Raw genomic sequence first — 21411 nt, 5'->3', positions numbered from 1 at the left:
GGTCGCGAGACAGCGCTTACCAAGCCAACGCCTTCTTATCTTCGAAAAATCCGCCATTCGGGCCGTCGCTTATAAGCGTTGCCAGCCAGATCGCGGTTTCAGCTCCTTCGGCTGGTGAACGCGGTGCGTCCGCGCCGCCCATGTCAGTCCGCACCCATCCCGGCGAGCACGCATTGATCTTCACATCCGCGCCCGACGCAGCCGTTTCATCCGCTGCAATGCGCGTCAGCGCGTTGAGCGCCGCTTTCGAAACCCGATAAGCGGGAAATCCGGCGCTCATCCCGTTCAGTTGCCCCGCTCTCGACGACATGTTGACGACCCGCCCGAACCCTCGCGCCATCATACCCGGAACCAGCGCGCGAATGATTGCTGAAGGCCCCAAGACATTCGTCTCCCACGTTCGCCGAAAGACATCGTCGGTCATGTCGAACAGGCTGGCGGCAAACCCGCCGGGGCCGTCGATGAGAACTGCGGCGTTATTGACGAGAATGTCGATCGGACCGTGATCGCGCGCGATGCCGTCGAGCGCCTCTGGAATGCGCCGCGCATCTGCCACGTCGAGCACAGCGGGGGTGACCGCCGCGCCGGCCTTGCGGAACGCGTCGGCTGCCTCGCGGGCCTTCTCAGTGGAACGCACACCCGCCAGCACACGCACCCCGCCCGCCGCAAGCCCGCACGCTATCGCAAAGCCGATGCCGCGATTTGCGCCCGTTACAAGTGCGAGCTTTGCGTCCTTGCCCATCACCATGAGACCTCTGCCCAGCGTTTTCGCAACCGAACATAACGCCGGACGAGCGACCAAACAAAAACCCCGCCGCAAGCGACGGGGTCTCTCACCTAGACGTATCAGAAGAAAAAGCTTTTTTAGCTCTTCTTGGCCTTCTTCATCTCGGCCTTGCAGTGCGCGCGGAACGTCTTGCGCTCTTTGCCGTGCAGACCCTTCGCGTCGGCCTGCTTCGAGCATTCGATCGATTCCGGCGTACGCGTCTTCTCGGCAGCAACCGCTGCGCCCGCGCCAATAACGAATGTGGCCGCAACGGCTGCAGCGATCAAACGTGTGGTGATCATTGTGGTCTCCATGTTTTTTTCAGGGTCGCCCCGATGAACCGACAAAGCCCAGCTTGGCAGGTTCATCGCCCCCCGCCGGACAGACGCGCATGTAACGCCCCTTCCCGGTTTCCGTTTCGCTATCACGCCACTTGGCACGACCGAACATACTGTTCCGTAAGGAGAACATTTTTGCGGACCGCGAGGCTCGCAATTTCGTACTATTGCTTGGCCGTGACACTGTGGCGTGAAAACAGCATTTATGGACCGCTAGGCATTTCCTATATTTACCCCGTGTCGCCCCCATCGAAAGCATCCGGCCGCAAGGCTCCCCGCCCCTCCCGCGGCAAATCGGGAAAACCGACTGCTCCGCCCATCGAGACGGAAGCAGGCACGCCGGGCTTTGCGGAATCGAGCGCCTATTTCGCGCCCGCCGACTTCTCGGGCCACAAATCGGCCAACGGCCTTCCTAGCCTGCCCGCCCTGCGCCAGTCCGGACCGCGCCCGCCCATGGGCAGCGAGAGCCTGACCGACAGCCTGACGGCCCTCCTCACCAAACCCGAGGAGCGAACCGATCGTGCCCGCGAAATCCTCGCCCGCCAGCCGCTCATGGCGACGCATCCAATCGTCTCCGGCGGCATGCCGACGTTCGTTCCGCATCGCCCCGACCGGCCGGAAAAGAGTGAAGGCGGTGTACGCTTCAAAATCGCGTCCGAGTTTCAGCCAAGAGGCGACCAGCCGCAAGCCATCGCCGAACTCGTTGAGGGCGTCAGCAAACACGAGCACAATCAGGTGCTGCTCGGCGTGACGGGCTCCGGCAAAACGTTCACAATGGCACACGTCATCGAAGCGACGCAGCGCCCGGCGCTGATCCTCGCGCCGAACAAAACGCTCGCCGCCCAACTCTACGGCGAGTTCAAGAGCTTCTTTCCTGACAACGCGGTCGAGTATTTCGTCTCGTATTACGATTACTACCAGCCCGAAGCCTACGTCCCGCGCACTGACACCTACATCGAGAAGGAATCCTCGATCAACGAACAGATCGACCGGATGCGCCACTCCGCGACCCGCGCGCTGCTCGAACGCGACGACGTCATCATCGTCGCGTCCGTCTCCTGCATCTACGGTATCGGTTCGGTCGAAACCTACACTGCGATGACGTTCACGGTGCGCCAGGGCGAACAGCTTTCGCGCGATCAATTGCTGGCCGACCTCGTCGCACTTCACTATCGCCGCAACGATCACAATTTCATCCGCGGTTCGTTCCGCGCGCGCGGCGATACCGTCGAAGTCTTTCCGGCTCACTTAGAAGATCGTGCCTGGCGGTTCTCGATGTTCGGTGACGAAATCGAGAGCATCGTCGAGTTCGATCCGCTGACCGGCGCGAAGACCGACGAGCTGGCGCTCGTGAAGCTTTACGCCAACTCGCACTACGTAACGCCGAAGCCGACGCTGCAGCAGGCCATCAAGTCGATCAAGGCTGAGCTGAAGCAGCGCCTCGATGAGCTTTACAATGCCGGCAAGCTGCTCGAAGCCCAGCGCCTCGAACAGCGCACGACCTTCGACATGGAAATGATGGAGGCGACAGGCTCCTGCGCCGGCATCGAAAACTATTCGCGCTATCTGACGGGCCGCAATCCGGGCGATCCGCCGCCAACGCTGTTCGAATATCTGCCCGACAACGCTCTCGTCTTCGCCGACGAAAGCCACGTCACGGTTCCTCAGATCGGCGGCATGTTCCGCGGCGACTTCCGGCGCAAGGCGACGCTCGCCGAGTACGGCTTCCGCCTGCCGTCCTGCATGGACAATCGCCCGCTCCGCTTCGAAGAATGGGACGCGATGCGCCCGCAGTCGGTGTTCGTCTCGGCGACGCCCGCGAGCTGGGAACTGGAACAGACCGGCGGCACCTTCGCCGAACAGGTCATTCGCCCCACGGGCCTAATCGACCCGGTCGTCGAGGTGCGTTCGGCGAAATCGCAGGTCGATGATCTGTTGGATGAAGTGCGCCAAGTTTCGCAAAAGGGTTATCGCACGCTCGTCACGGTGCTGACGAAACGCATGGCCGAAGACCTCACCGAATACATGCACGAGAACGGCGTGCGCGTCCGCTACATGCACTCCGACATCGAAACGCTGGAGCGTATCGAGATCATCCGCGATCTCCGTCTTGGCGCGTTCGATGTGCTCATCGGCATCAACCTGCTACGCGAAGGTCTCGATATTCCCGAATGCGCCCTCGTCGCTATTCTCGATGCGGATAAGGAAGGCTTTCTGCGTTCGGAAACATCCCTTGTGCAGACCATCGGCCGCGCTGCGCGTAACGTTGACGGCAAAGTCATTCTCTATGCCGACCAGATCACCGGCTCGATGGAACGAGCCATCGCCGAAACCACGCGCCGTCGCGAAAAGCAGATGGCGTGGAACGAAGCCAACGGCATCACGCCGGAAAGCGTGAAGAACAATATCGCCGACGTGCTGCAGTCTGTTTACGAGCAAGATCATGTGACAGTCGATGCCGGTCTCGCGGACGGCGACAAAGTGCAAACGCTCGGACACAACCTACACGCCGTCATCGCCGACATGGAACGGCGCATGAAAGAAGCCGCCGCCGATCTGGAATTCGAAACCGCCGCGCGCTTGCGCGACGAGATCAAACGCCTGCAGCAAACGGAACTCGCAATCTCCGACGACCCGCTCGCGCGCCAGTCGGAGATCGAGGACAAGTCCGGCGGCTTCAAAGGCGAACGAAAATACGGCGCGAAAGCGAATGTGCCGCCGGCCGCCAGTTCTTCCGGCGTGAAGAACGAATACGAGCCGGTTCAGCCGACGCATGCTCAGTCCACATCACGCATCAAGAAACCTTCGCTTGACGACATGGGTCCAGGTACAGATCGCCCTGTGCCTGCTCGCGCGCCGACCGTCGACAGCCGCGCGAAAGCTGGCGCATTCGGCGAACGCATTTCCGGGCCGCACAAGCCGACGCTCGACGAGATGGGCCCGCACGCATCGCTGCCCGTGAAGTCCGGAGAGAAGCCGTCACGCATTACAACGCCGACACGTACGCGGGAATTCGACGACGATAGCGAGAAGAAGAAACGCCGCGGCCGCCCGCGTAAAACCGGCCGCCCTGGCCAATAAACACGCGACAATAACGGCGTTCTTCGCACTGCGGGGAACCTCGCCTGATGCACATGGTTGTCCCTCAGTTGTGCAGCAATCGAGGAACCTCCAATGCCAAAGATCTCGAAAGCGAAAATCCTTATTCTAGCGACTGATGGCTTCGAGCAATCCGAACTCGACGTTCCGCGCGAGAAGCTGAAAGCCGTCGCGCAGCTTGTGCATGTCGCAGCACCGAAGGAGCGCAAACAGAAAGACTCGATCATCGGTTGGGAGAACAAAGACTGGGGCAAGCCCGTCAAAGTCGACGTCGAACTGAGCGAAGCTTCAACGTCGCTCTACGATGCGATCGTACTTCCTGGCGGGCAGATGAACCCCGACACGCTCCGGCAAAGTCGTGAGGCGGTGAAACTCATCAAAGCATTTTTGGCGGAAGGCAAAGTCGTCGCTGCGATCTGCCACGCTCCGTGGCTGCTGATCGAAGCCAACGCCGTCCGCGGCCGCAAAGCGACATCTTACGCCTCAATCAAAACCGACATGCTGAATGCTGGAGCACAATGGGTCGACGAACCCGCGATATCCGACCAAGGCATTGTGACGAGCCGCAACCCCGGTGACCTCGAAGCCTTCGTCGCCAAGATCATCGAGGAAATCGAGGAAGGCAAACACGACCGCGCCGTTCTCGCGGCCTAGCGTCGTCTCAAATTTGCAAAACGCGATGATACGAAGTGGCCGCTGCGTTAGCGGCCATTTCTACTTTTGCAAATCGCCTCACCCCGCGAGTGCGCGCGGCGGCTTCTTCGGCGAAATCTGCAGGCTCTTTAAGATCATCAGCAGCGTCTGGCGCAGCGCTTCGTCCACCGTCTCGACGATGTGACCCGGCTCCGTCAGGTTCGCCGGAACCCAGACGAGCTGCGTATCGACGGTCCGCCAGCTGCCGAAATAGTCCCGGCCCTTGAGAACTGTCACACCGGTGCCAGCCAAGCCTTCCCGGACGGAAAAGCCGCTGAGTGTCACCTCCGGAATATCTGCAAGCTGCTGCAGAAGTTCGCGATCAGGCGTTGCCCATTTCATCGTGCGGTCTCGTTTTCGAATCGAAAAGAACGGTTCGACTGCCGAAATTAGGCAACGAAGGTTGCACAAGGGTTGACGCCATACCGATTTCGGACATGGCCTTTTGGACCGCGCCCGTCCGGCGCATAGCCCCGGCGGCCAAGTCCGGATATTTGTTCAGATGACATTCGTAATGTGACGTCGCGTGCCGGGAAGCCGCGAAACGCTTCAAAAGAGGGGTCGCGGACATGAAAGATGAAAAACCCGACGCCAGCCAGAACCCGACGGCTGCGGATATCACGACGCCGTCTGGCGACCCGGTCATTCGCACGATCGCCATGCCCGCCGACACCAATCCGGCAGGCGACATCTTCGGCGGCTGGATCATGTCGCAGATGGACCTTGCGGCAGGAAACGCCGCCGCCCGGCTCAGCCAGGGTCGCTGCGTGACGGTCGCCGTCGAAGGCATGAGCTTTCACTCCCCCGTCAAAGTCGGTGATGAAGTAACGGTTTGGGCGCTCCTCACGAAGCGCGGCCGCACATCAATGACGTTCGAGGTCCAGGCATGGCGGCGTCCGCGCGACGGCGAAGTTCAAGCCTGCGTGACGCGCGCGCATTTCACGTTCGTCGCGCTCGATGACAACGGCCGGCCGCGCCCCCTGCCCGACCCGCGCAATGGCTCAACCTGGGTCTAAACTCCCGCTGAAGGGAAAAAACATGAGACATGGTCTCGCCTACCGGCACGTACTTCCCGCGGCCGTTTTAATGGCGGCGCTCGCGACAGCAGCATTCGGCACTGACTTTGCCGATATTGCTGATGGCCTTCACGTCGGCCTGCTTGCGCTCGGCATTCCGAAAACCGACGCGGCACGCATTTGCAGCGTCTGCACACCTGCGCGCGAAAAGGCGAGCGACCTTGCGCCGATTGATCACTTCATGGGCGGCCCGAAGCGCATCATCCTGATGCGTCACGCCGACAAGACCGACGACCCCGATAACGAAGACCTTTCGGATGCCGGCGTCGAGCGCGCCAAGCGCCTGGCGACGTACATCCCCGAAACCTTCGGCAAGCCCGACATCATCGTCGCGACTGCGGGATCGAAACATTCCGACCGGCCCCACGAAACGATGGAACCGCTCGCGGACGCACTCGATCTCAAAATCCAGGATTATTTCAACAAAGATGAGTTCGGCGATCTCATCGATGAGATCCTGAACGACCCAGACTTCAAGAACAAGACGGTCGTCATCTGCTGGCACCACAAGGAATTGCCCGCCATCGCCGCACTGCTCGGCGCACCGGCCGGCAGCTATCCCGATCCTTGGCCGAAAAACGCCTACAACATTGTCCTCGACCTCCAATACGATCCCTTTTCCGGCAAACCTCCGAAGGTGTCGCGCGTCATCGAACCGTTTTGATCGCCGTGCGTAACTGCCGGATTGAAACGCCGGCAGATCGTCGTCGCATTGACGCTTCCGGCATCTCTGACTACACGCGGGCGCGTGCTTAGTTGGGGCCGGGCGCCGATGCGGATATGCGCCGCGATGACACCGTTGAGGGACACGACGTGCTGAGTTCTGAGGAAAAAAGTGCCGACGGCAACAGCGGCTGGCTTGGCGCGCTTTGGAAAGCCTGGTGTGGGTACAGGGAAATAACCGCGACGTGCCACCCGGATGGCGGTCCTGGCCGCATCCTGTTGATGCGCCACGCCGAGAAGACCGGCAAAACCGACGACATTTATCTTTCGACAGACGGAATGAAGCGTGCCGAACGGCTGGCGACCTACATTCCGCAAGTCTTCGGTAAACCAGACTATATCTATGCAGCTGCGCGCTCGAAGCGGTCGATCCGCTCGATCGAAACGGTAAAACCGCTCGCCGCCACCCTCGGCATTGAGGTTCAATACCACATCGAAGACAAGCAGTTCCGTTCGCTCGTCACAGAGATTTTCTCGAAGCCCGAGTATCGCAGCAAGACCATCGTCATCTGCTGGCATCACGGCAAGCTGCCGGAGATCGCGTCCCTTCTGGGCGCGCAAAAAGGGTCTTATCCTGATCCCTGGCCTCAGGACTGCTTCAATCTCATCCTGGATTTCCGCTACGACCCCAAAACGGATGCGCCACCGATCGTCGCACAGATCGTCAATCCGTTCTAAAACCGGCATCAAAATGAAACCGGAGTACTGTAGAATCGCCCCCATATACGGGGGGCTGCGCCGGCCATTACCCTTTTAGTGTCGCCTCGCGGCCACACATTTCGGCGTGAACGCGAACTACATGCATACGGCTCGCAAAACGGCGAACATCAGACAATAATGCGCGCCGCTTGTGCAGCCCGCATTCTGGGAAGGAAGGCTTTACGTGATGCGCAATCTGAGACGTGCAACGTCGGTGTCGGCGTGGACCTCCGTCATCGCCGTGGCTTTAGCAGTTTCGGCGGCACCGGCATGGGCCGCCTCGGACAACCCATTCGTCACCCTCGCAGGAACGTGGGGCGGCTCTGGCACGGCCCGCTTCGATGACGGCAAGACCGAAAGCCTGCGTTGCAAGGGATACTACACCAACAACGGCAACCCGCATAACCTCGGGCTCTCGATCCGCTGCGCCAACGCGTCTGCCAAATTGGAACTGCGCGCCAATCTCGTCGATACCAACGGCGCCGTCAGCGGCAGTTGGGAAGAGCGGACATACAATCAGTCGGGCACCGTGCAGGGACGCGCGACGGCCAGCCGGATGACGCTCGCCATCAGTGGCGGCATCACCGGTACGATGACCGTCTCGATTTCGGGCGGCACGCATTCAGTGACGGTCGCTTCCAGCGGTCCGTCGTTCAAGGGCGTGCACATTTCCATGTCGCGTTAACGGGAATCTGCCACACTTCCGGAAATTGGAGATTTCGATGCGCGCACGACTGCTGGCTCTCGTACCCGCCCTCGCCGCTATGCTCGGCACGACGGCACTTGTTCCGGTTGCAGATGCCGGCGGCATCGGCCGTCTGAAAACAAACTATAAGCCGGGCCAGATCATCACGGCCTATAGCCGCTACGGCAACGGCTCGATCAGAAGCGTCGTTCGACCGACGCAGGTGGGCTGGCAGGTGAAGCTGCCGAGCGGCAACTGGACCTACTGCCGTCGCAGTTGCGAAGAAACATTGCGCGTGCAGACGATCGACTACTTTTCGGGCGGCAACTCGATCGACGATGGCGGCTATGGCTCGCTTGCCCGCGAATGCGGCATCTTCGGCTGTCTGGGCGGCTCTTACGAATTCTCGTTCTGAGCGGCTTCTGATCTCTAGCGGCAGCGGCCTCAAGCTCTGCCCTATACGAGAAACGGATTGCTCGTCCGCTCGTGCCCGAATTGACTGGGCGAACCGTGCCCACAAATGAAGGCGACATCGTCGCCGAGCGGTAGCAGCTTCGTCTTGATAGCGGAGATCAGCGCCTCATGATCGCCATACGGAAAGTCCGTACGTCCGATTGAGCCGCGAAAGATAACGTCGCCGACGAGCGCAAACCGCTGCGGCTGGTTAAAGAATACGACCGAACCGGGCGAGTGCCCCGGACAGTGAAAAATCTCGAACGTATGCCCGGCGACCGTGACCGTCTCGCCTTCGTTGAGCCAACGGTCCGGCACAACGTTGCGGACACCGGAAAAGCCGTACATCTCGCCCTGCTTTTCCAGTGCATCGAGCAGGATCGAGTCGTTCTTGTGCGGGCCTTCGATCTTGACGCCGAGCCTGTCGCGCAATTCCGCCGCGCCACCCGCATGATCGATGTGCCCATGCGTCAGCAGGATCTTCTCGACCGTCATGCCGGTCTCTTTGATCGCGGCTTCAATACGATCAAGATCACCACCCGGATCGATAACCGCGCCGACCTTCGTCGCCTCGTCCCAGATCAAGGTGCAATTCTGCTCGAACGGCGTGACGCGAACGATCGCGGCCTGCAGCGGGGATGAAACGTTCGCGCGCGGTTCGCTCATGAGATTTGCTCCGTATTGCCGACCTGGGTCTTAGCGCATCTTGCGGTGCAGGTAGCAGCGTCGCATTGGCGCAAATATCGGCACAGCAGCGGCCTCTGCCCAACCATCCCCAGATAATCTGCCTAATTAATAATCATGGTTCATTGCCTTTCGGCATCTCCGCGCCAAAGCCGAATCGCACGATCGTCCGCATACGCTCAATTTTTGCTCAATACGGGAAGAAGCAACAATGCCGAACACAATCAGTATTGCACTAAGCATCGCTGTTTCGGCTGCTGCGTTTGGGCTCGCCTCTCACCCGGCACACGCCAACGACTGGAATGGGTTTTCGGTCGGAATTGGAGGCGGTTACGGGGTCACCAACAATGAAATGAAGATTGGTCCCGGTCCCGACGTGACGGGAATAAGCGGCGGCCTGGATATCAACGGGCTCAGCGGCACCGGCGGTTTTTTCACCCTCGGCGCTGGTTACGACCTCGTTCTCTATAACAAACTGCTCGTCGGCGCATTCGTCGACTACGATTTCGCCGACATCGAGACAAAGGTCTCGCTCGGCATCCCGCCCGCCGACGATCTGAACGCGAGCGCTAAATTCAAGATCGATAACCAGCTCTCTGTCGGTGGCAAGATCGGATACTTGGTTTCACCGACGACGGTCTTCTTCGCGACGGGCGGCTACGCACGCGCCGAAACGAGCGATGTGGATGCCTCGGTTTCAACGGCCAGCGGCGGCGGCAGCGGAACGCTCGCGAGTGTCGGAAGCTTCAACGGCTATTTCTTCGGCGGCGGCGCCGAGACGCTGATCGGCAAGGGATTCAGCGTCAAGGCCGAGTATCGCTATACCTCACTTGAGGCCGAAAACGCGACGGTCCTGCCTGGCAGTGGTGCCAGCGACTTCATATCCGCGTCGATCAAACCGCAGATTCAAACGGCGCGGCTGTCGCTCAATTATCGCTTCGGCGATGACAGCCACGACGCGACAGTCGATTTGCCGCCGCCAATCGTCAACAGCAATTGGACAGGTCCCTATATCGGGATCGGCGCGGGCTACGGCGTCGCGAATAATAAGGCGACGGTTGCAGATCGGTCGTCGCCTCCGGGATCCATCTTCAACGTCGCCCTTGATGGCATCGGAAGCGACGGAGGACTGATATCTGGCACGGTCGGTTACGACCTTCAGCTCCACTCTCGATATGTCATCGGCGCATTTTTCGATGCCGACTTTGCCAATCTTAAAAACCGCAACACCCTCAGCCTGACAGACGGCGTCGATACTCTTGGCGCCGGCACAATCTCGAAGTTCGACAATATGCTGATGGTCGGCGGCAGGCTCGGATATCTCGTTACCCCCGACACGCTGGTCTTCGGAAGTGTCGGCTATGCCAACGTCGGAATGGATCCGATGACGCTCAACGCCGGGTTCTCCGGAGCGAGCACCGGTATAGTCCTGATCGACGGCCAGCGATTTGATGGCTTCTTCGTCGGCGGTGGTATCGAAACGAAAATCTGGGAGTCGCTGTCGCTGAAGGCCGAGTATCGCTATGTCGATCTCAGTCGCGATGAGGTGACGTTATTACCGAACGACCTTCCTCAGATCAATCAGTTCATCTCGACCAAATTCGATCCCACCATCCAGATGGGGCGCCTCTCGCTCAACTATCGCTTTGGCGCTCGCGAAACGCCCGACGCTCCGTTGAAATAGCGCGGCGGGAAGCTTGCTGCGCTCCGCATGCCTCACAAAAACACGACAAGGGCCATCATGGCCCCTGTGCGCGTGATCGCAATGACGCTCTGGCCTACGCGGCCTCGGAGCCTTCATCACTCGGATCGCGAAGAACGTAGCCGCGGCCCCACACCGTCTCGATGTAATGCTTGCCGCCGGTCGCTGCCTGCAGCTTCTTACGAAGTTTGCAGATGAACACGTCGATGATCTTGAGCTCGGGCTCGTCCATGCCGCCGTAGAGATGATTAAGGAACATCTCCTTCGTCAGCGTCGTACCCTTGCGCAGCGAGAGCAGCTCGAGCATCTGGTATTCTTTGCCCGTCAGATGCACGCGCTGATTGTTGACATCGACCGTCTTGGTGTCGAGGTTAACGCGAAGATCGCCCGTCTCGATGACCGACTGCGCATGACCTTTCGAACGGCGAACGATTGCCTGGATGCGCGCGACGAGTTCGTCCTTGTGGAACGGCTTCGTCATATAGTCGTCGGCGCCGAAGCCGAGACCGCGAACTTTGTCGTCGATGCCGGCGAGGCCCGATAGAATGAGAATTGGCGTGCCGACCTTTGCCACGCGCAGCGTCTTCAGAACTTCATAGCCGCTCATGTCGGGAAGGTTCAGGTCGAGGAGAATAATATCGTAATCATAAAGTTTGCCGAGATCGACGCCCTCTTCCCCAAGATCCGTCGTGTAAACGTTAAAACCTTCCGACTGCAGCATAAGCTCGATGCTTTGCGCCGTGGCACTATCATCTTCAATGAGTAGAACCCGCATGACCGTCCCTCTGGTGCCCTATCCGATCCGTGTCCGCGCTATGTCTGCTCTTTGCTCAAAGTGAACGCACTACAGTCGAGCTAAGCGATCGTTAGGAAGTTAGCGACGAGAGGTTAACAAACCCTAATCCGCGTTAGCTATTTCACCATACTGTCGGAATGCCGAAACACGTCAGCGTCCGCAGCCGATGATACGGCTTTCACGATCTCGGGTCACGCGCCGTCGATAACGGGACAAAGTAATCCCGTTCGCGCCGGACAACGGCCCGCCACAAGTTTCGATGTATTAGAACTTGCCCCTCTCGACCCGCTAACAGACCCTAAGCGAAACCTCTCGCTGGGGCGCCCACCCCATTGATTGGCCTATACAATCGCCTCGCAATCCATATACGGCTCGAATCAAGAGCTAACAGAATTCGCGTCATTGCCCTAGATGGGTGATGGCCAAAATCTGCCCCCAAACGAAACGACCGATCAGAATTAGTTACGCGTTGCTTTACCGCAACTTAAGTGCAGAATGTTATTTAGAGTATTGAGGGTCCTAAAGAGCTGTTGCAACGCAGCCTCTTGCCGGATTTAAGGTATTTCTTCCTGGTTGCTGTAGCAGCAAAGCCTTATCAATGATCTGGCATGCTTCTTGGATACCAGGGTTCGAATGTGTTTGGGGTATCGAACGATGAAGTCACGTGACCTGGCCATCCGCCTGAAGCGTCGAGAAGTGGAAGAGAAGTCCCGAAAGGTTGACGATCTCGAGCGCATTATTCGCGAATTTGATCAAATGGCTGCTGATTTGGAACGCCAGATCCAGCTCGAAGAGGATCGCACCGGCATTCGCGATCGCGGGCATTTCTCCTACTCGACCTTTGCGAAGGCCGCCGCCCAGCGCCGCGACAACCTCCGACAGTCGACGGAAGGCCTCCGCGAGAAGCTTACCGCCGCCGTCCGCGAGCGCGATGACACCGTCGAACAGTTTTCCCGGGCCTCCCAGCAGTCCCAGAATATGGACGATCCGCGCCCCGGCCGCCGCGACCGTCCGCTCGGCTTCACGGCCCTTCGCTGAGCCTTGCGCTCCGGGCGAACTTGGGTTGTGTAGGCCGTCAGAAAAAGGCAGGCTTCAAGGCGGTGCCCGAAAGGCGCCGCCTTTTTCATTCCAAATTCTGTTGGCGGTGCGGCTGAAAGTGCTCCGCCCCCTTGCCCAAACGTAACGCGGCGGGCAGGAGTCTGTGCCGTTGCAGTGCTCAGAATGACGATTCGATTGGACTGCACTTTGGGGGAAGATGTCGCTTCGCCGTCCATCATGCATGGCCGCTTCAGCGCTGCTTTTGGCTGCGTCGCTATCGGGTTGCGCAGGCAATACCCCTGAACTGCCGTCGCTCGGCGCGCAATCGACGGCTGCAACAGCACCCACGCCCGTCACGATGCCGACGTCGCCAACGACAGCACCCGGCGACCCTGAAGCACCTCCCGGCACTCCCATTCGCGGCGCTGTTGGATCGGCAACCACGATCTATTCGCACATCGCGACCGGTGCGATGGCCTGCTGGTTCTCGGCGAATGGACCGCTCAAGAAAGATTATATCTTCCATGCCGCGGCCGACGCGCCATCGCGCGGCACCGGCGGCAAGGCCGTGATCACAATCCACGTGCGTGATCCGTCGCAGGCCAACCCGCGTGGGCTCAAAGCCTATCTGGTTCAAATCGAGCCAACCGGCGAAGAAACCGCCAGCGTCACCGTCGAAAACCGCAAGATGTCGGACGCCTACGCCGCCGCCATGACCGACGACATTTCCCGCTGGTCGAAAGGCGAAGAAGGCTGTCACGGCCCGACGACCGTCGCCGCGTGGCCTCCGCCACCAGGCGACGCCGTCGCGTCCGCAACAAAACCGGCAAAGACCGCGAAGAAGCACAAGACAAAGGTCAAGGCTGCGCAGGCAAAACCTGCCGCGCAGTCTGCTTCTCAACCGTAAATCCAGTTGGACACGGCTAAACGGCCCGCAAGCGCGAGCCGCCGCGTTCACGTCCCGAGGATCGCGAAGTTATTCGCGATAGTCCTGCAGGCGCGTCGCCCGAAGACCCGGAAGACCATGCTTGTCGATCGAACGCTGCCACGACAAAAACTCGTCGACGGTCAGCGTATATCGCTCGCACGCCTCCTCAATGCTGAGCAGTCCGCCGCGCACGGCAGCAACCACTTCAGCCTTGCGGCGAATAACCCAACGTTTCGTATCCCGCGGGGGAAGATCTGCGACTGTAAGCGGAGACCCATCGGGTCCGATCACATAGCGCCCGCGCGCTCTCATCTGCTGTTCGGTCATGATACTCGATACACACTCTTGACCACGGCTCAGTTATAACCGGTTTGCGATTAAATTAGCACTAACCCATTGAGTGAAAAAGACTTAAATAGGCGTGCCAATTCCAACATTCCGGCCACTGAAATAGGGCGCCGATGAGGCGAACTGTTCCATTTTGACCCAATCGCTAACCGTAAGTCTTTCTCAGCGAAAAATGGGCCAACGACAGCTTCCGGATGACACACAGCCTTGCCGATGGCAGATTTGAGAACTATTGATTACACGCTATTCGAATTGGCGGTGGCGCCATCCAGGCTGCGTCACGGTAGTTGTCTAAATCTGTTCAATCTTTTGAAGGATAGCGGCACAGGGATAGCGTTGCAGGGGCCGACCGATGGCCCGCTTTGAGTTACCCTAGCCTCTGCTTGATCACCATGACTCAGTCTGAAACGACATTTGCCAGCCGCGGCACGATGACCAATCCCGCCAACACGCCCATCGCGGTGCCGGCCGCTCGCAAGCGCGTGGTCGTCGCCATGTCCGGCGGCGTCGACAGCTCAGTTGCCGCGGCAATCATGAAGGCAGCCGGCCACGACGTCATCGGCGTCACACTCCAGCTTTACGATCATGGGTCAGCCACCGGACGCAAGGGCAGCTGTTGCGCCGGCCAGGACATCCACGATGCTCGGCGCGTCGCCGAAGCTCTCGACATCCCCCATTACGTTCTGGACTATGAGACGCGCTTCGCCGCCAAGGTGATCGAGACGTTCGCCGAGAGCTACGTCGCCGGTGAAACCCCGATTCCGTGCGTCACCTGCAACAACGAGATCAAGTTCCGCGATCTTCTCGACACCGCCAAGGATCTCGGCGCCGACGTACTCGTCACGGGCCATTACGTGCAGCGGCTCGACACCGAGCACGGCCCCGTCCTCGCCCGCGCCGTCGATACAGATCGCGACCAGAGCTATTTTCTGTTCGGGATCACAAAGGAGCAGCTTGCGTCCCTGTGGTTCCCGATCGGCGGCATGCGCAAGGCCGACGTGCGCGAGCTTGCCCGCTCGTTCAATCTGCCCGTCGCCGATAAGTCGGACAGCCAGGACATCTGCTTCGTCCCGACCGGCAAGTACACCGACGTGATCGAGCGCCTGAAGCCGACCGCGCTCGATTCCGGCAACATCGTCCACCTCGACGGTCGCATTCTCGGCCGTCACGACGGCATCGTTCACTATACGGTCGGTCAGCGTCGCGGCATCAAGATCCCCGCCGCCGAGCCGCTGTACGTCGTGCGCCTCGACGCCGCCCGCAACGAAGTCATCGTTGGGCCGCGCTCGGCGCTGACGACGACCGGCCTGATGCTCCGCAACGTCAATTGGCTCGGGGAAAAACCGCTCGAAGACGTCGGTGCATCTGGACTTTCGCTGTATGTTCGCATGCGTTCGTCACAGAATCTTCGGCCCGCACTGCTGCAAATCGAGCAAAATGCTGCGGTCAGAATTGAACTTCATGACGGTGAGGAAGGTATTGCGACCGGTCAGGCGTGCGTGTTTTATGCCGATAACGGTACGGAAGGACGCGTTCTCGGCGGGGGCTGGATTGCCAAGACGATCAAGGCAAACGGTGCCGAGCCTCGCGTTGCGACGACGATGGCCGAGTTGGGACGCTAGGCGCATCGAGCAAGATTGTTTGCGGACTGATGGAGATCGGCAGTGAGTGATAACAAGCCTTCGAGCTTCCGCTCCGCGACAGCGCGGTCGGAAGCACAGAAAGGGCGTTCTGCAACGAAGGTTCTTCAACTCGATGAAGGGCAGGTTCGCGACGCTTACCGCCGATGGGCGCCTGTCTACGACTATACCTTCGGAGCCGTTTCGACGGCTGGCCGCCGACATGCCGTCGAGATCATCAACTCCGGGTCTGGGCGCGTTCTCGAAGTTGGCGTCGGCACCGGCTTGTCACTTCCGAACTACAAGAAACACCTCGACATCGTTGGCATCGACCTCGCGCCTGAAATGCTTGAGAAGGCCCGCGAGCGTGTCAAAGCCGAAAAGCTGACGAACGTTTCCGGCCTCCACGAGATGGACGCCAGCAATCTTACTTTCCCCGACAACACCTTCGACACGACGGTTGCGATGTACGTCATCACCGTCGTTCCCGATCCCAAGAAGGTGATGCTTGAACTCGCACGCGTAACCAAGCCCGGCGGCGAGGTCATGCTGGTCAATCACTTCAGCCAGGACGAAGGCGTCCGCGGCTGGGTCGAGCGCCAGATGGCACCGTTCGCCGACCTCGTCGGCTGGCATTCCGTCTTCGACGTCTCGCGCGTCATGGTCTGCCCGGACCTGAAGCTGATGGACCGCAAGGCACTCCGACCCTGGGGCATCTTCACGATGATGCGCTTCCGCAAGGACGAAGGTTCGGCTTCCCTCCGCCCCGAAGCGGCGGAATAGCCGCCAGCCCTCAACCAATTGCCGAGATAAGCGGTTCGGCGGCATTTTGAGACGGCGCGCCGTGTTGACAGAAAGGCACGGCGCTCCCTATAGACGGTCCCTCGACGGCGCAGCGCGCCGCGTGTGGCGGGATAGCTCAGGTGGTTAGAGCGGCGGTCTCATAATCCGCAGGTCGGCGGTTCAAGTCCGCCTCCCGCTACCAATAAACCAAACTTAGCGCGACAAAATTTGTCTCCCCCTCATCTGGCTGACCTTCGCCAGCGCGAAGCGTGGACGCGATTGGTCATCGTGAAAGGTGCATCAAACGCACATTTCTCGCTCGCTTCCCTGGCATCGTGAAGAAAATGATCATTGCCCCGCGCGGCGTGTCCGGACTGTCGGATTGCCGGCAATCGCGCGCGGTCATTATGCCTGCGTTCCAATCTTAGGACGAACTCGGCGGCCGGCACTCCGTTGCAAAAATCAACATATCGGATTTGCCGGCAAATTGGGACGGTTCGGCCTTCTCCCAGCGCAGACGATGCAAGGCGCTTTCGATCGCAAGCTCAATTCCGCCCGGCTTACCTACACCGGGATTGTTCTTATCGCCTGGACTCGATAGCTTATTGAAATATTTTCGATGTGAGCATTGGGGGGAGATATTTTCGATGGAATTGGGCGCCGAGTTCGCAACTCGTTTCGCATTTGAAGAACGTGGATACGCAAGCCGAGGGATGGTTGTTATCGGCGACGGATTCGCCTTCGGCGAGTGCCTAAAAAAATCAATAGAGAGAGGGCTTGTGGGCGACCTCGCAATTATTTGCGAGGCCAACGTCCAAACTGCCGCCCCCGCTCGAACATGACACCCGGACATCGCGACAGAGGCGACAACGAATTTTGGACATGTGGTGAGACTTCATGCTGATGCAGGACGCGACCATCGAGACAGTCATTTCTATTCTCGAACAGACGGGCGAGAGCAAAAATCCATGGCTGACCGCTCACCAACTTCGCTATGCTGAAACGCTGAAACGACTTTATGCCTTTGATGGCGAACGAACCGCTGCTCTCGAACTCGGCGCGACCCATATCTTTCAATACATCCTTGCCAAGATGGGTTTCGAGACTGTCTATGGAACTCAATTCCGCTCAAGCCCCGAGCAACCAGATCGGAAACCATTTGAACTCACCGTGGATGGCTTTCCGATGCGGTCGACGTTCCTCACGGTGAACTTTGAAGAGGAGCCTATCCCGCTGCCGGACGAGAGCCTTGATCTCGTCCTTTGCTGCGAAGTAATCGAGCACATGGACGTCGATCCGATGTTTTTGATGTCAGATTTGAATAGGGTTCTTAAACCCGGCGGTGCACTGCTCATGACAACGCCAAATTGTACGTCTTCCCAGAATGTCTTGAAGATCCTGCATGGATATCGCCCGCATTTCTTCATGCAGTACATGAAGAACCGAAGCCCCTACCGGCACAACTTCGAATACGATGTCCACGCCTTATTGGCTCTGACGCGGGCTGCGGGATTCGAATGCACAAGCTTGGAGACCGTTGACACCTTTGGAAAGTCCTCGGAAGAGGCTCTCGAATTTCTCCGCAAAAATGACCTTTCTACCGCCCATCGCGGCGATAATATCTTCTTCATCGGAAAGAAGAGCGGCCCAGTGATTGAGCGCTGGCCTCCAGAACTCTATGTTTGAGGCGTATTCACTAGCGATAGCATCGCTAAACTGGCGTGGCGTCCATGCCCCAGCTAAAATGTAGGACGTCGAAGGTCGCAATCGGGGCCTGCATAAACCTTCGCTGCAAGATTGACGACCGCAGCTTGAGCTGCCCGTGCCGCCGCGAGCAGATGTGGGACGGGCATAACAACGTTCCTTGCCTCATCACCCCCATGAATGCACGGCCGCCTTTTCTCAAATCGATGACAATGTCAGCCTCGGGCGAGGTTCGCGGGTTAAAAAACGCTGTTTCATCGGCGGCGGCTCGTTTGCATGTGCTTACCGCGGCCGACAAGGCCATCTCGGCCCTCCTTTATGCCTCCGCTCCATAGGAGACCGCATGTCCATTTCATCCGTCGGCAACTCGGACGCCTACGCACGCTATCGCCAGCAGGCGCTCGATCTCCTGGCTTCGCCCGGCCAGCAGACGCAAGCCGGTCAGACGACAGCCCTGTCCTACATCACGCCACCGGCCACGACCGACCCTTCCGACACCAATCCGTTCGCGACCAAGTTCAAAACCGATCTTTCGATGCTCAACGGCTCGAATGACGGCAAATCGCACGCTCATGGTGCGCACGGCCACCACAGCAAGGCCGACGCGACATCGCAGACGAGTGACAGCACGGCGACCACCGATACGGCCGCGACCGACCCGCTCCAGCAGACGCTCACCCAATTCGCCAATCTCCTGAAGACAGCCGCCGGCATTGCTGCGGTGATCGCCTGATCCAACAGGCGACAAGACGGTTACTCGCGAAGCCGCACAGCGGTCTCAGTCGAAATCGACTTTACGGCTTCGCATTTTCTTCACCTGCCCGCGCACGGTCTTTGCTTTGATGCGCTCTTCACGGGCGCCGCGCGACGGCTTGGTTTTGATCCTGAGCTTCGGCCGCACTAGCGCTTCGGCAATCAACTCGGCGAGACGCGCACGCGCATCCGCCCGGTTCTGCTCCTGACTTCGAAACCGGTCCGCCTGGATGACGATCACGCCATCAAGCGTCATCCGCCGCCCCGCAAGCCGCTTCAGGCGCTCGCGGGCGTAAGGCGGTATCGAGGTGTTGGCTTGCAGGTTGAACCTCAGTTCGACTGCCGTCGACACCTTGTTGACGTTTTGGCCACCCGGTCCCGACGCCCTGACGAAGCGCTCTTCGAGTTCCGCTTCGTCGATGTCGAGCGCATCGGAAACGCGCATCGCGCTGCTAGTCCTTCTTCGCGGGCGAGAAGAACATCAGGCGGTTGAAGAACGGATCGATGACTTTGATCTCGCGCGTCCCCCACGGCATCGCTTCGATCCCCGGCCGCATATACTTGTAGCCCTTCTCCATGATCTCAGCGTGATAGCCGTCAATATCGTCGACGGCAATTCGAACTGCGCTGCCTGGGGCTGCGTCCCCATGATGCTCGGAGAGATGGATGATGCAAGCGCTCCGCGTGATCTGCGCATAAAGCGGCGTGCCCGGCTCGAACCGATGTTCCCAGTCGAGCGTGAACCCCAAGAAGCCAAGGTAGAAGTCTTTGGCCTTCCCCTCGTCGAATATCCTTAATATCGGCACGGCCGGAGAGATGTGCATAATCATCAATCGAAAATTGTAGACAGAGGAAAACACCACTATTGATTGCGAAAAACTGCGGCATAGTATTCGCGATTGCGAAATTCGGGAACAACCCTCAGGAGGAGATCGTAAGGCAGTTAGTGCGCATACGGAATATAGCCCCATTTCGCCCTACATTGCGCCCTATTTGTAGCATTTTAGCAGCAGCATTTACCATTTGTTGAATGCCGCAACATAGCCTTGGTCGAGGAGCTGCAACCGACCGTCAGCTTAGGGGTCGAATCATATTACTGATTTAGGGCTGAGGAGCCGCTATGCGAACTGCGACGACATCGACCGCGATTCACGCCATTGAGGAGACCACGCATGTGGCTCGTCCGTCAGGCTTGTCGCGCTTCGCTGGTCTCGCGATTGCGTCCCTCGTTCCAGCCGTCTTCTGGAGTGCCATTCTCGCTGTCGGCGCGTTGTGGCTCGACAAGCCGCTGTCCTCGACAACGATCCTGATGGTCGGCGCGGCGATTGCTCTCTTCCTCTTCGCGATTTGCGCTCCGCTGATGTTGCGCCGGCCGGCTGCCGACACCGACGCCAAAATCGAAGCCCGCAAGGCGTAGAATTCCAAAACCTGCATTCACCGCGGCATGCCATACGCGTATCGGTCAGAGCGCAACAATTGCGCGGCATCCGCCCGACCGCTCTCCAATACGAATGCAAAGCCCAACAAAAAACGGGGCGCCGTCGAAACGGCACCCCGCTAATATCTGCCGAACAGTTCGAAACGTGGCTTACTCCGCAGCGACACGCTTCTTCGGTTTCACCAGTTCCATATAGTCGTTCAGGAGCGTCTCGGTGACTTTGGCCGGCTTGTATTTGTGCTCGCCAATCTCCGAAACCGGCGTCACTTCCGCCGCCGTACCGGTGATGAAGCATTCCGAGAACGACGCCAGCTCGTCCGGCATAATATCGCGCTCGATCACCTGAATTCCGCGCTTTTTCGCAAGCTCGATGACCGTCCGCCGCGTGATGCCGTTAAGGAAGCAATCGGCCGTCGGCGTATGAATGACGCCGTCCTTGACGAAGAAGATGTTGGCGCCGGTGCATTCCGCCACGCGGCCCTTCCAATCGAGCATCAAAGCATCCGAATAGCCCATGCGCTCGGCGCGGTGTTTTTCGAGCGTGCAGATCATGTAGAGACCGGCAGCCTTGGCGCGCGACGGCGCGCAGGCCGGATCGGGACGACGGTAAACGGCATTGGTGATGCGAATACCCTTCAGCCGCTGTTCCATCGGGAAATAGGAACCCCAGTCCCAGGCCGCGACGGCGAGATGGATCTTCGAGTTCTGCGCCGAAACACCCATCTGCTCGCTGCCGCGCCATGCCACAGGCCGCACGTAGCAGTCCGACAGCTTGTTGGCGGCAATGACATCCCGGCAGGCTTGGTCGATTTCGGCGACGGTGTACGGAATTGTAAAGTCGAGGATCCGGGCACTTTCGATCAGCCGCTCGCTATGCTCGGTCAGCTTGAAGATCTCGCCGTCGTAGGCGCGCTCGCCCTCGAACACCGAGCTGGCGTAGTGCAGCCCGTGCGTCAGGATATGAACGTTCGCGTCGCGCCAGGGAACGAGCGCTCCATCCATCCAGATGAACCCGTCGCGATCGTGAAACGGAATAAGGTCGGCCATGCCAGCGTAATCCTTCCTGGTCTTTATCATTGGCGAATT

24 protein-coding genes and 1 tRNA gene are annotated in these 21411 nt (G+C 59.2%); 16 read left to right on the top strand and 9 right to left on the bottom strand.

Annotation, left to right across the window (positions count from 1 at the left end):
* Positions 1-16: 16 nt before the first annotated feature.
* A complete protein-coding gene (locus RLW41_RS15310; RefSeq protein WP_414462021.1) occupies positions 17-742 on the bottom strand; it encodes an SDR family NAD(P)-dependent oxidoreductase in 726 nt (241 codons plus the stop codon).
* 122 nt (positions 743-864) lie between these two features.
* Positions 865-1068, bottom strand: a complete 204-nt coding sequence (locus RLW41_RS15305; RefSeq protein ID WP_035576045.1) for a PsiF family protein — start codon at positions 1066-1068, stop codon at positions 865-867.
* Between the two features lie 273 nt (positions 1069-1341).
* Between RLW41_RS15305 and uvrB the strand changes: the two genes are divergently transcribed.
* Complete coding sequence (gene uvrB, locus RLW41_RS15300; protein ID WP_414464596.1) at positions 1342-4185, top strand: excinuclease ABC subunit UvrB; 2844 nt, start codon at positions 1342-1344, stop codon at positions 4183-4185.
* Between the two features lie 93 nt (positions 4186-4278).
* The gene (locus tag RLW41_RS15295) at positions 4279-4857 is read left to right on the top strand and encodes a type 1 glutamine amidotransferase domain-containing protein (protein ID WP_414462020.1); all 579 of its coding nucleotides are present in this window, start codon (positions 4279-4281) and stop codon (positions 4855-4857) included.
* A 78-nt stretch (positions 4858-4935) separates the two neighbouring features.
* On the opposite strand, the gene RLW41_RS15290 is transcribed toward RLW41_RS15295, so the two are convergent.
* The gene (locus RLW41_RS15290; protein WP_409562498.1) at positions 4936-5238 is read right to left on the bottom strand and encodes a hypothetical protein; all 303 of its coding nucleotides are present in this window, start codon (positions 5236-5238) and stop codon (positions 4936-4938) included.
* 227 nt (positions 5239-5465) lie between these two features.
* On the opposite strand from RLW41_RS15290, the gene RLW41_RS15285 reads away from it, so the two are divergent.
* The 5 genes from RLW41_RS15285 (at position 5466) to RLW41_RS15265 (ending at position 8494) form a co-directional block, all read left to right on the top strand.
* Positions 5466-5912, top strand: coding sequence for an acyl-CoA thioesterase (locus RLW41_RS15285; RefSeq protein ID WP_409562497.1), 447 nt, complete (start codon positions 5466-5468; stop codon positions 5910-5912).
* A gap of 22 nt (positions 5913-5934) precedes the next feature.
* Complete coding sequence (locus RLW41_RS15280; protein ID WP_414462019.1) at positions 5935-6636, top strand: SixA phosphatase family protein; 702 nt, start codon at positions 5935-5937, stop codon at positions 6634-6636.
* Between the two features lie 116 nt (positions 6637-6752).
* Complete coding sequence (locus RLW41_RS15275; protein ID WP_414462018.1) at positions 6753-7373, top strand: histidine phosphatase family protein; 621 nt, start codon at positions 6753-6755, stop codon at positions 7371-7373.
* Positions 7374-7581: 208 nt separating this feature from the next.
* The gene (locus RLW41_RS15270; protein ID WP_414462017.1) at positions 7582-8079 is read left to right on the top strand and encodes a hypothetical protein; all 498 of its coding nucleotides are present in this window, start codon (positions 7582-7584) and stop codon (positions 8077-8079) included.
* 37 nt (positions 8080-8116) lie between these two features.
* Positions 8117-8494 carry a hypothetical protein gene (locus RLW41_RS15265; RefSeq protein ID WP_409562493.1) on the top strand — a complete coding sequence of 126 codons (378 nt, stop codon included), beginning with the start codon at positions 8117-8119 and terminating at the stop codon, positions 8492-8494.
* A gap of 41 nt (positions 8495-8535) precedes the next feature.
* Here the strand turns inward: RLW41_RS15265 and RLW41_RS15260 are convergent, their stop codons facing one another.
* Positions 8536-9198, bottom strand: coding sequence for an MBL fold metallo-hydrolase (locus tag RLW41_RS15260; protein WP_414462016.1), 663 nt, complete (start codon positions 9196-9198; stop codon positions 8536-8538).
* Between the two features lie 229 nt (positions 9199-9427).
* On the opposite strand from RLW41_RS15260, the gene RLW41_RS15255 reads away from it, so the two are divergent.
* Complete coding sequence (locus RLW41_RS15255; protein WP_414462015.1) at positions 9428-10900, top strand: outer membrane protein; 1473 nt, start codon at positions 9428-9430, stop codon at positions 10898-10900.
* 94 nt (positions 10901-10994) lie between these two features.
* Here the strand turns inward: RLW41_RS15255 and ctrA are convergent, their stop codons facing one another.
* Positions 10995-11693 carry a response regulator transcription factor CtrA gene (ctrA, locus tag RLW41_RS15250; RefSeq protein ID WP_013946595.1) on the bottom strand — a complete coding sequence of 233 codons (699 nt, stop codon included), beginning with the start codon at positions 11691-11693 and terminating at the stop codon, positions 10995-10997.
* A gap of 675 nt (positions 11694-12368) precedes the next feature.
* On the opposite strand from ctrA, the gene RLW41_RS15245 reads away from it, so the two are divergent.
* Together RLW41_RS15245 and RLW41_RS15240 are read left to right on the top strand one after the other, a co-directional pair.
* Positions 12369-12752, top strand: coding sequence for a hypothetical protein (locus tag RLW41_RS15245; RefSeq protein WP_035575737.1), 384 nt, complete (start codon positions 12369-12371; stop codon positions 12750-12752).
* Between the two features lie 217 nt (positions 12753-12969).
* The gene (locus tag RLW41_RS15240) at positions 12970-13659 is read left to right on the top strand and encodes a hypothetical protein (RefSeq protein ID WP_414462014.1); all 690 of its coding nucleotides are present in this window, start codon (positions 12970-12972) and stop codon (positions 13657-13659) included.
* A gap of 69 nt (positions 13660-13728) precedes the next feature.
* Here the strand turns inward: RLW41_RS15240 and RLW41_RS15235 are convergent, their stop codons facing one another.
* Positions 13729-14007, bottom strand: coding sequence for a DUF1153 domain-containing protein (locus RLW41_RS15235; protein WP_013216444.1), 279 nt, complete (start codon positions 14005-14007; stop codon positions 13729-13731).
* A 413-nt stretch (positions 14008-14420) separates the two neighbouring features.
* On the opposite strand from RLW41_RS15235, the gene mnmA reads away from it, so the two are divergent.
* The 5 genes from mnmA (at position 14421) to RLW41_RS15210 (ending at position 18867) form a co-directional block, all read left to right on the top strand.
* Complete coding sequence (gene mnmA, locus RLW41_RS15230) at positions 14421-15650, top strand: tRNA 2-thiouridine(34) synthase MnmA (protein ID WP_414462013.1); 1230 nt, start codon at positions 14421-14423, stop codon at positions 15648-15650.
* Between the two features lie 42 nt (positions 15651-15692).
* Positions 15693-16430, top strand: coding sequence for a class I SAM-dependent methyltransferase (locus tag RLW41_RS15225; protein WP_013946590.1), 738 nt, complete (start codon positions 15693-15695; stop codon positions 16428-16430).
* A gap of 125 nt (positions 16431-16555) precedes the next feature.
* A tRNA-Met gene (locus RLW41_RS15220) sits at positions 16556-16632 on the top strand.
* Positions 16633-17327: 695 nt separating this feature from the next.
* Positions 17328-18116 carry a class I SAM-dependent methyltransferase gene (locus RLW41_RS15215; RefSeq protein WP_414462012.1) on the top strand — a complete coding sequence of 263 codons (789 nt, stop codon included), beginning with the start codon at positions 17328-17330 and terminating at the stop codon, positions 18114-18116.
* Positions 18117-18477: 361 nt separating this feature from the next.
* Complete coding sequence (locus tag RLW41_RS15210; RefSeq protein WP_414462011.1) at positions 18478-18867, top strand: hypothetical protein; 390 nt, start codon at positions 18478-18480, stop codon at positions 18865-18867.
* A gap of 45 nt (positions 18868-18912) precedes the next feature.
* On the opposite strand, the gene arfB is transcribed toward RLW41_RS15210, so the two are convergent.
* Entirely contained in the window at positions 18913-19332 is a 420-nt protein-coding gene (gene arfB / locus RLW41_RS15205; RefSeq protein WP_414462010.1) for an alternative ribosome rescue aminoacyl-tRNA hydrolase ArfB, read from the bottom strand.
* 7 nt (positions 19333-19339) lie between these two features.
* Positions 19340-19711 (bottom strand): glyoxalase superfamily protein, encoded by a 372-nt coding sequence (locus tag RLW41_RS15200; RefSeq protein WP_414462009.1) that lies wholly within the window; start codon positions 19709-19711, stop codon positions 19340-19342.
* A gap of 296 nt (positions 19712-20007) precedes the next feature.
* On the opposite strand from RLW41_RS15200, the gene RLW41_RS15195 reads away from it, so the two are divergent.
* Positions 20008-20304: a hypothetical protein gene (locus RLW41_RS15195; RefSeq protein ID WP_409562484.1), complete on the top strand. Its 297-nt coding sequence runs from the start codon at positions 20008-20010 to the stop codon at positions 20302-20304.
* A gap of 171 nt (positions 20305-20475) precedes the next feature.
* Here the strand turns inward: RLW41_RS15195 and RLW41_RS15190 are convergent, their stop codons facing one another.
* Positions 20476-21372, bottom strand: coding sequence for a branched-chain amino acid aminotransferase (locus tag RLW41_RS15190; protein WP_409562483.1), 897 nt, complete (start codon positions 21370-21372; stop codon positions 20476-20478).
* Between the last annotated feature and the right edge of the window lie 39 nt (positions 21373-21411).

The sequence above is a fragment of the Hyphomicrobium sp. DY-1 genome (genome assembly GCF_047497105.1).
Classification (GTDB): domain Bacteria; phylum Pseudomonadota; class Alphaproteobacteria; order Rhizobiales; family Hyphomicrobiaceae; genus Hyphomicrobium_B.
Note: the sequence above shows the minus strand (reverse complement) of the source record. Positions and strands in the feature narration are given on the sequence as shown.

Excerpts from the sequence above, each read along its gene's own strand:
- RLW41_RS15310 (WP_414462021.1), bottom strand. The coding sequence starts at position 742 with ATGGGCAAGGACGCAAAGCTCGCACTTGTAACGGGCGCAAATCGCGGC.
- RLW41_RS15305 (WP_035576045.1), bottom strand. The coding sequence starts at position 1,068 with ATGATCACCACACGTTTGATCGCTGCAGCCGTTGCGGCCACATTCGTT.
- RLW41_RS15295 (WP_414462020.1), top strand. The coding sequence starts at position 4,279 with ATGCCAAAGATCTCGAAAGCGAAAATCCTTATTCTAGCGACTGATGGC.
- RLW41_RS15290 (WP_409562498.1), bottom strand. The coding sequence starts at position 5,238 with ATGAAATGGGCAACGCCTGATCGCGAACTTCTGCAGCAGCTTGCAGAT.
- RLW41_RS15285 (WP_409562497.1), top strand. The coding sequence starts at position 5,466 with ATGAAAGATGAAAAACCCGACGCCAGCCAGAACCCGACGGCTGCGGAT.
- RLW41_RS15280 (WP_414462019.1), top strand. The coding sequence starts at position 5,935 with ATGAGACATGGTCTCGCCTACCGGCACGTACTTCCCGCGGCCGTTTTA.
- RLW41_RS15275 (WP_414462018.1), top strand. The coding sequence starts at position 6,753 with ATGCGCCGCGATGACACCGTTGAGGGACACGACGTGCTGAGTTCTGAG.
- RLW41_RS15270 (WP_414462017.1), top strand. The coding sequence starts at position 7,582 with ATGCGCAATCTGAGACGTGCAACGTCGGTGTCGGCGTGGACCTCCGTC.
- RLW41_RS15265 (WP_409562493.1), top strand. The coding sequence starts at position 8,117 with ATGCGCGCACGACTGCTGGCTCTCGTACCCGCCCTCGCCGCTATGCTC.
- RLW41_RS15260 (WP_414462016.1), bottom strand. The coding sequence starts at position 9,198 with ATGAGCGAACCGCGCGCGAACGTTTCATCCCCGCTGCAGGCCGCGATC.
- RLW41_RS15255 (WP_414462015.1), top strand. The coding sequence starts at position 9,428 with ATGCCGAACACAATCAGTATTGCACTAAGCATCGCTGTTTCGGCTGCT.
- ctrA (WP_013946595.1), bottom strand. The coding sequence starts at position 11,693 with ATGCGGGTTCTACTCATTGAAGATGATAGTGCCACGGCGCAAAGCATC.
- RLW41_RS15245 (WP_035575737.1), top strand. The coding sequence starts at position 12,369 with ATGAAGTCACGTGACCTGGCCATCCGCCTGAAGCGTCGAGAAGTGGAA.
- RLW41_RS15240 (WP_414462014.1), top strand. The coding sequence starts at position 12,970 with ATGTCGCTTCGCCGTCCATCATGCATGGCCGCTTCAGCGCTGCTTTTG.
- RLW41_RS15235 (WP_013216444.1), bottom strand. The coding sequence starts at position 14,007 with ATGACCGAACAGCAGATGAGAGCGCGCGGGCGCTATGTGATCGGACCC.
- mnmA (WP_414462013.1), top strand. The coding sequence starts at position 14,421 with ATGACTCAGTCTGAAACGACATTTGCCAGCCGCGGCACGATGACCAAT.
- RLW41_RS15215 (WP_414462012.1), top strand. The coding sequence starts at position 17,328 with ATGCTGATGCAGGACGCGACCATCGAGACAGTCATTTCTATTCTCGAA.
- RLW41_RS15210 (WP_414462011.1), top strand. The coding sequence starts at position 18,478 with ATGTCCATTTCATCCGTCGGCAACTCGGACGCCTACGCACGCTATCGC.
- arfB (WP_414462010.1), bottom strand. The coding sequence starts at position 19,332 with ATGCGCGTTTCCGATGCGCTCGACATCGACGAAGCGGAACTCGAAGAG.
- RLW41_RS15200 (WP_414462009.1), bottom strand. The coding sequence starts at position 19,711 with ATGCACATCTCTCCGGCCGTGCCGATATTAAGGATATTCGACGAGGGG.
- RLW41_RS15195 (WP_409562484.1), top strand. The coding sequence starts at position 20,008 with ATGCGAACTGCGACGACATCGACCGCGATTCACGCCATTGAGGAGACC.
- RLW41_RS15190 (WP_409562483.1), bottom strand. The coding sequence starts at position 21,372 with ATGGCCGACCTTATTCCGTTTCACGATCGCGACGGGTTCATCTGGATG.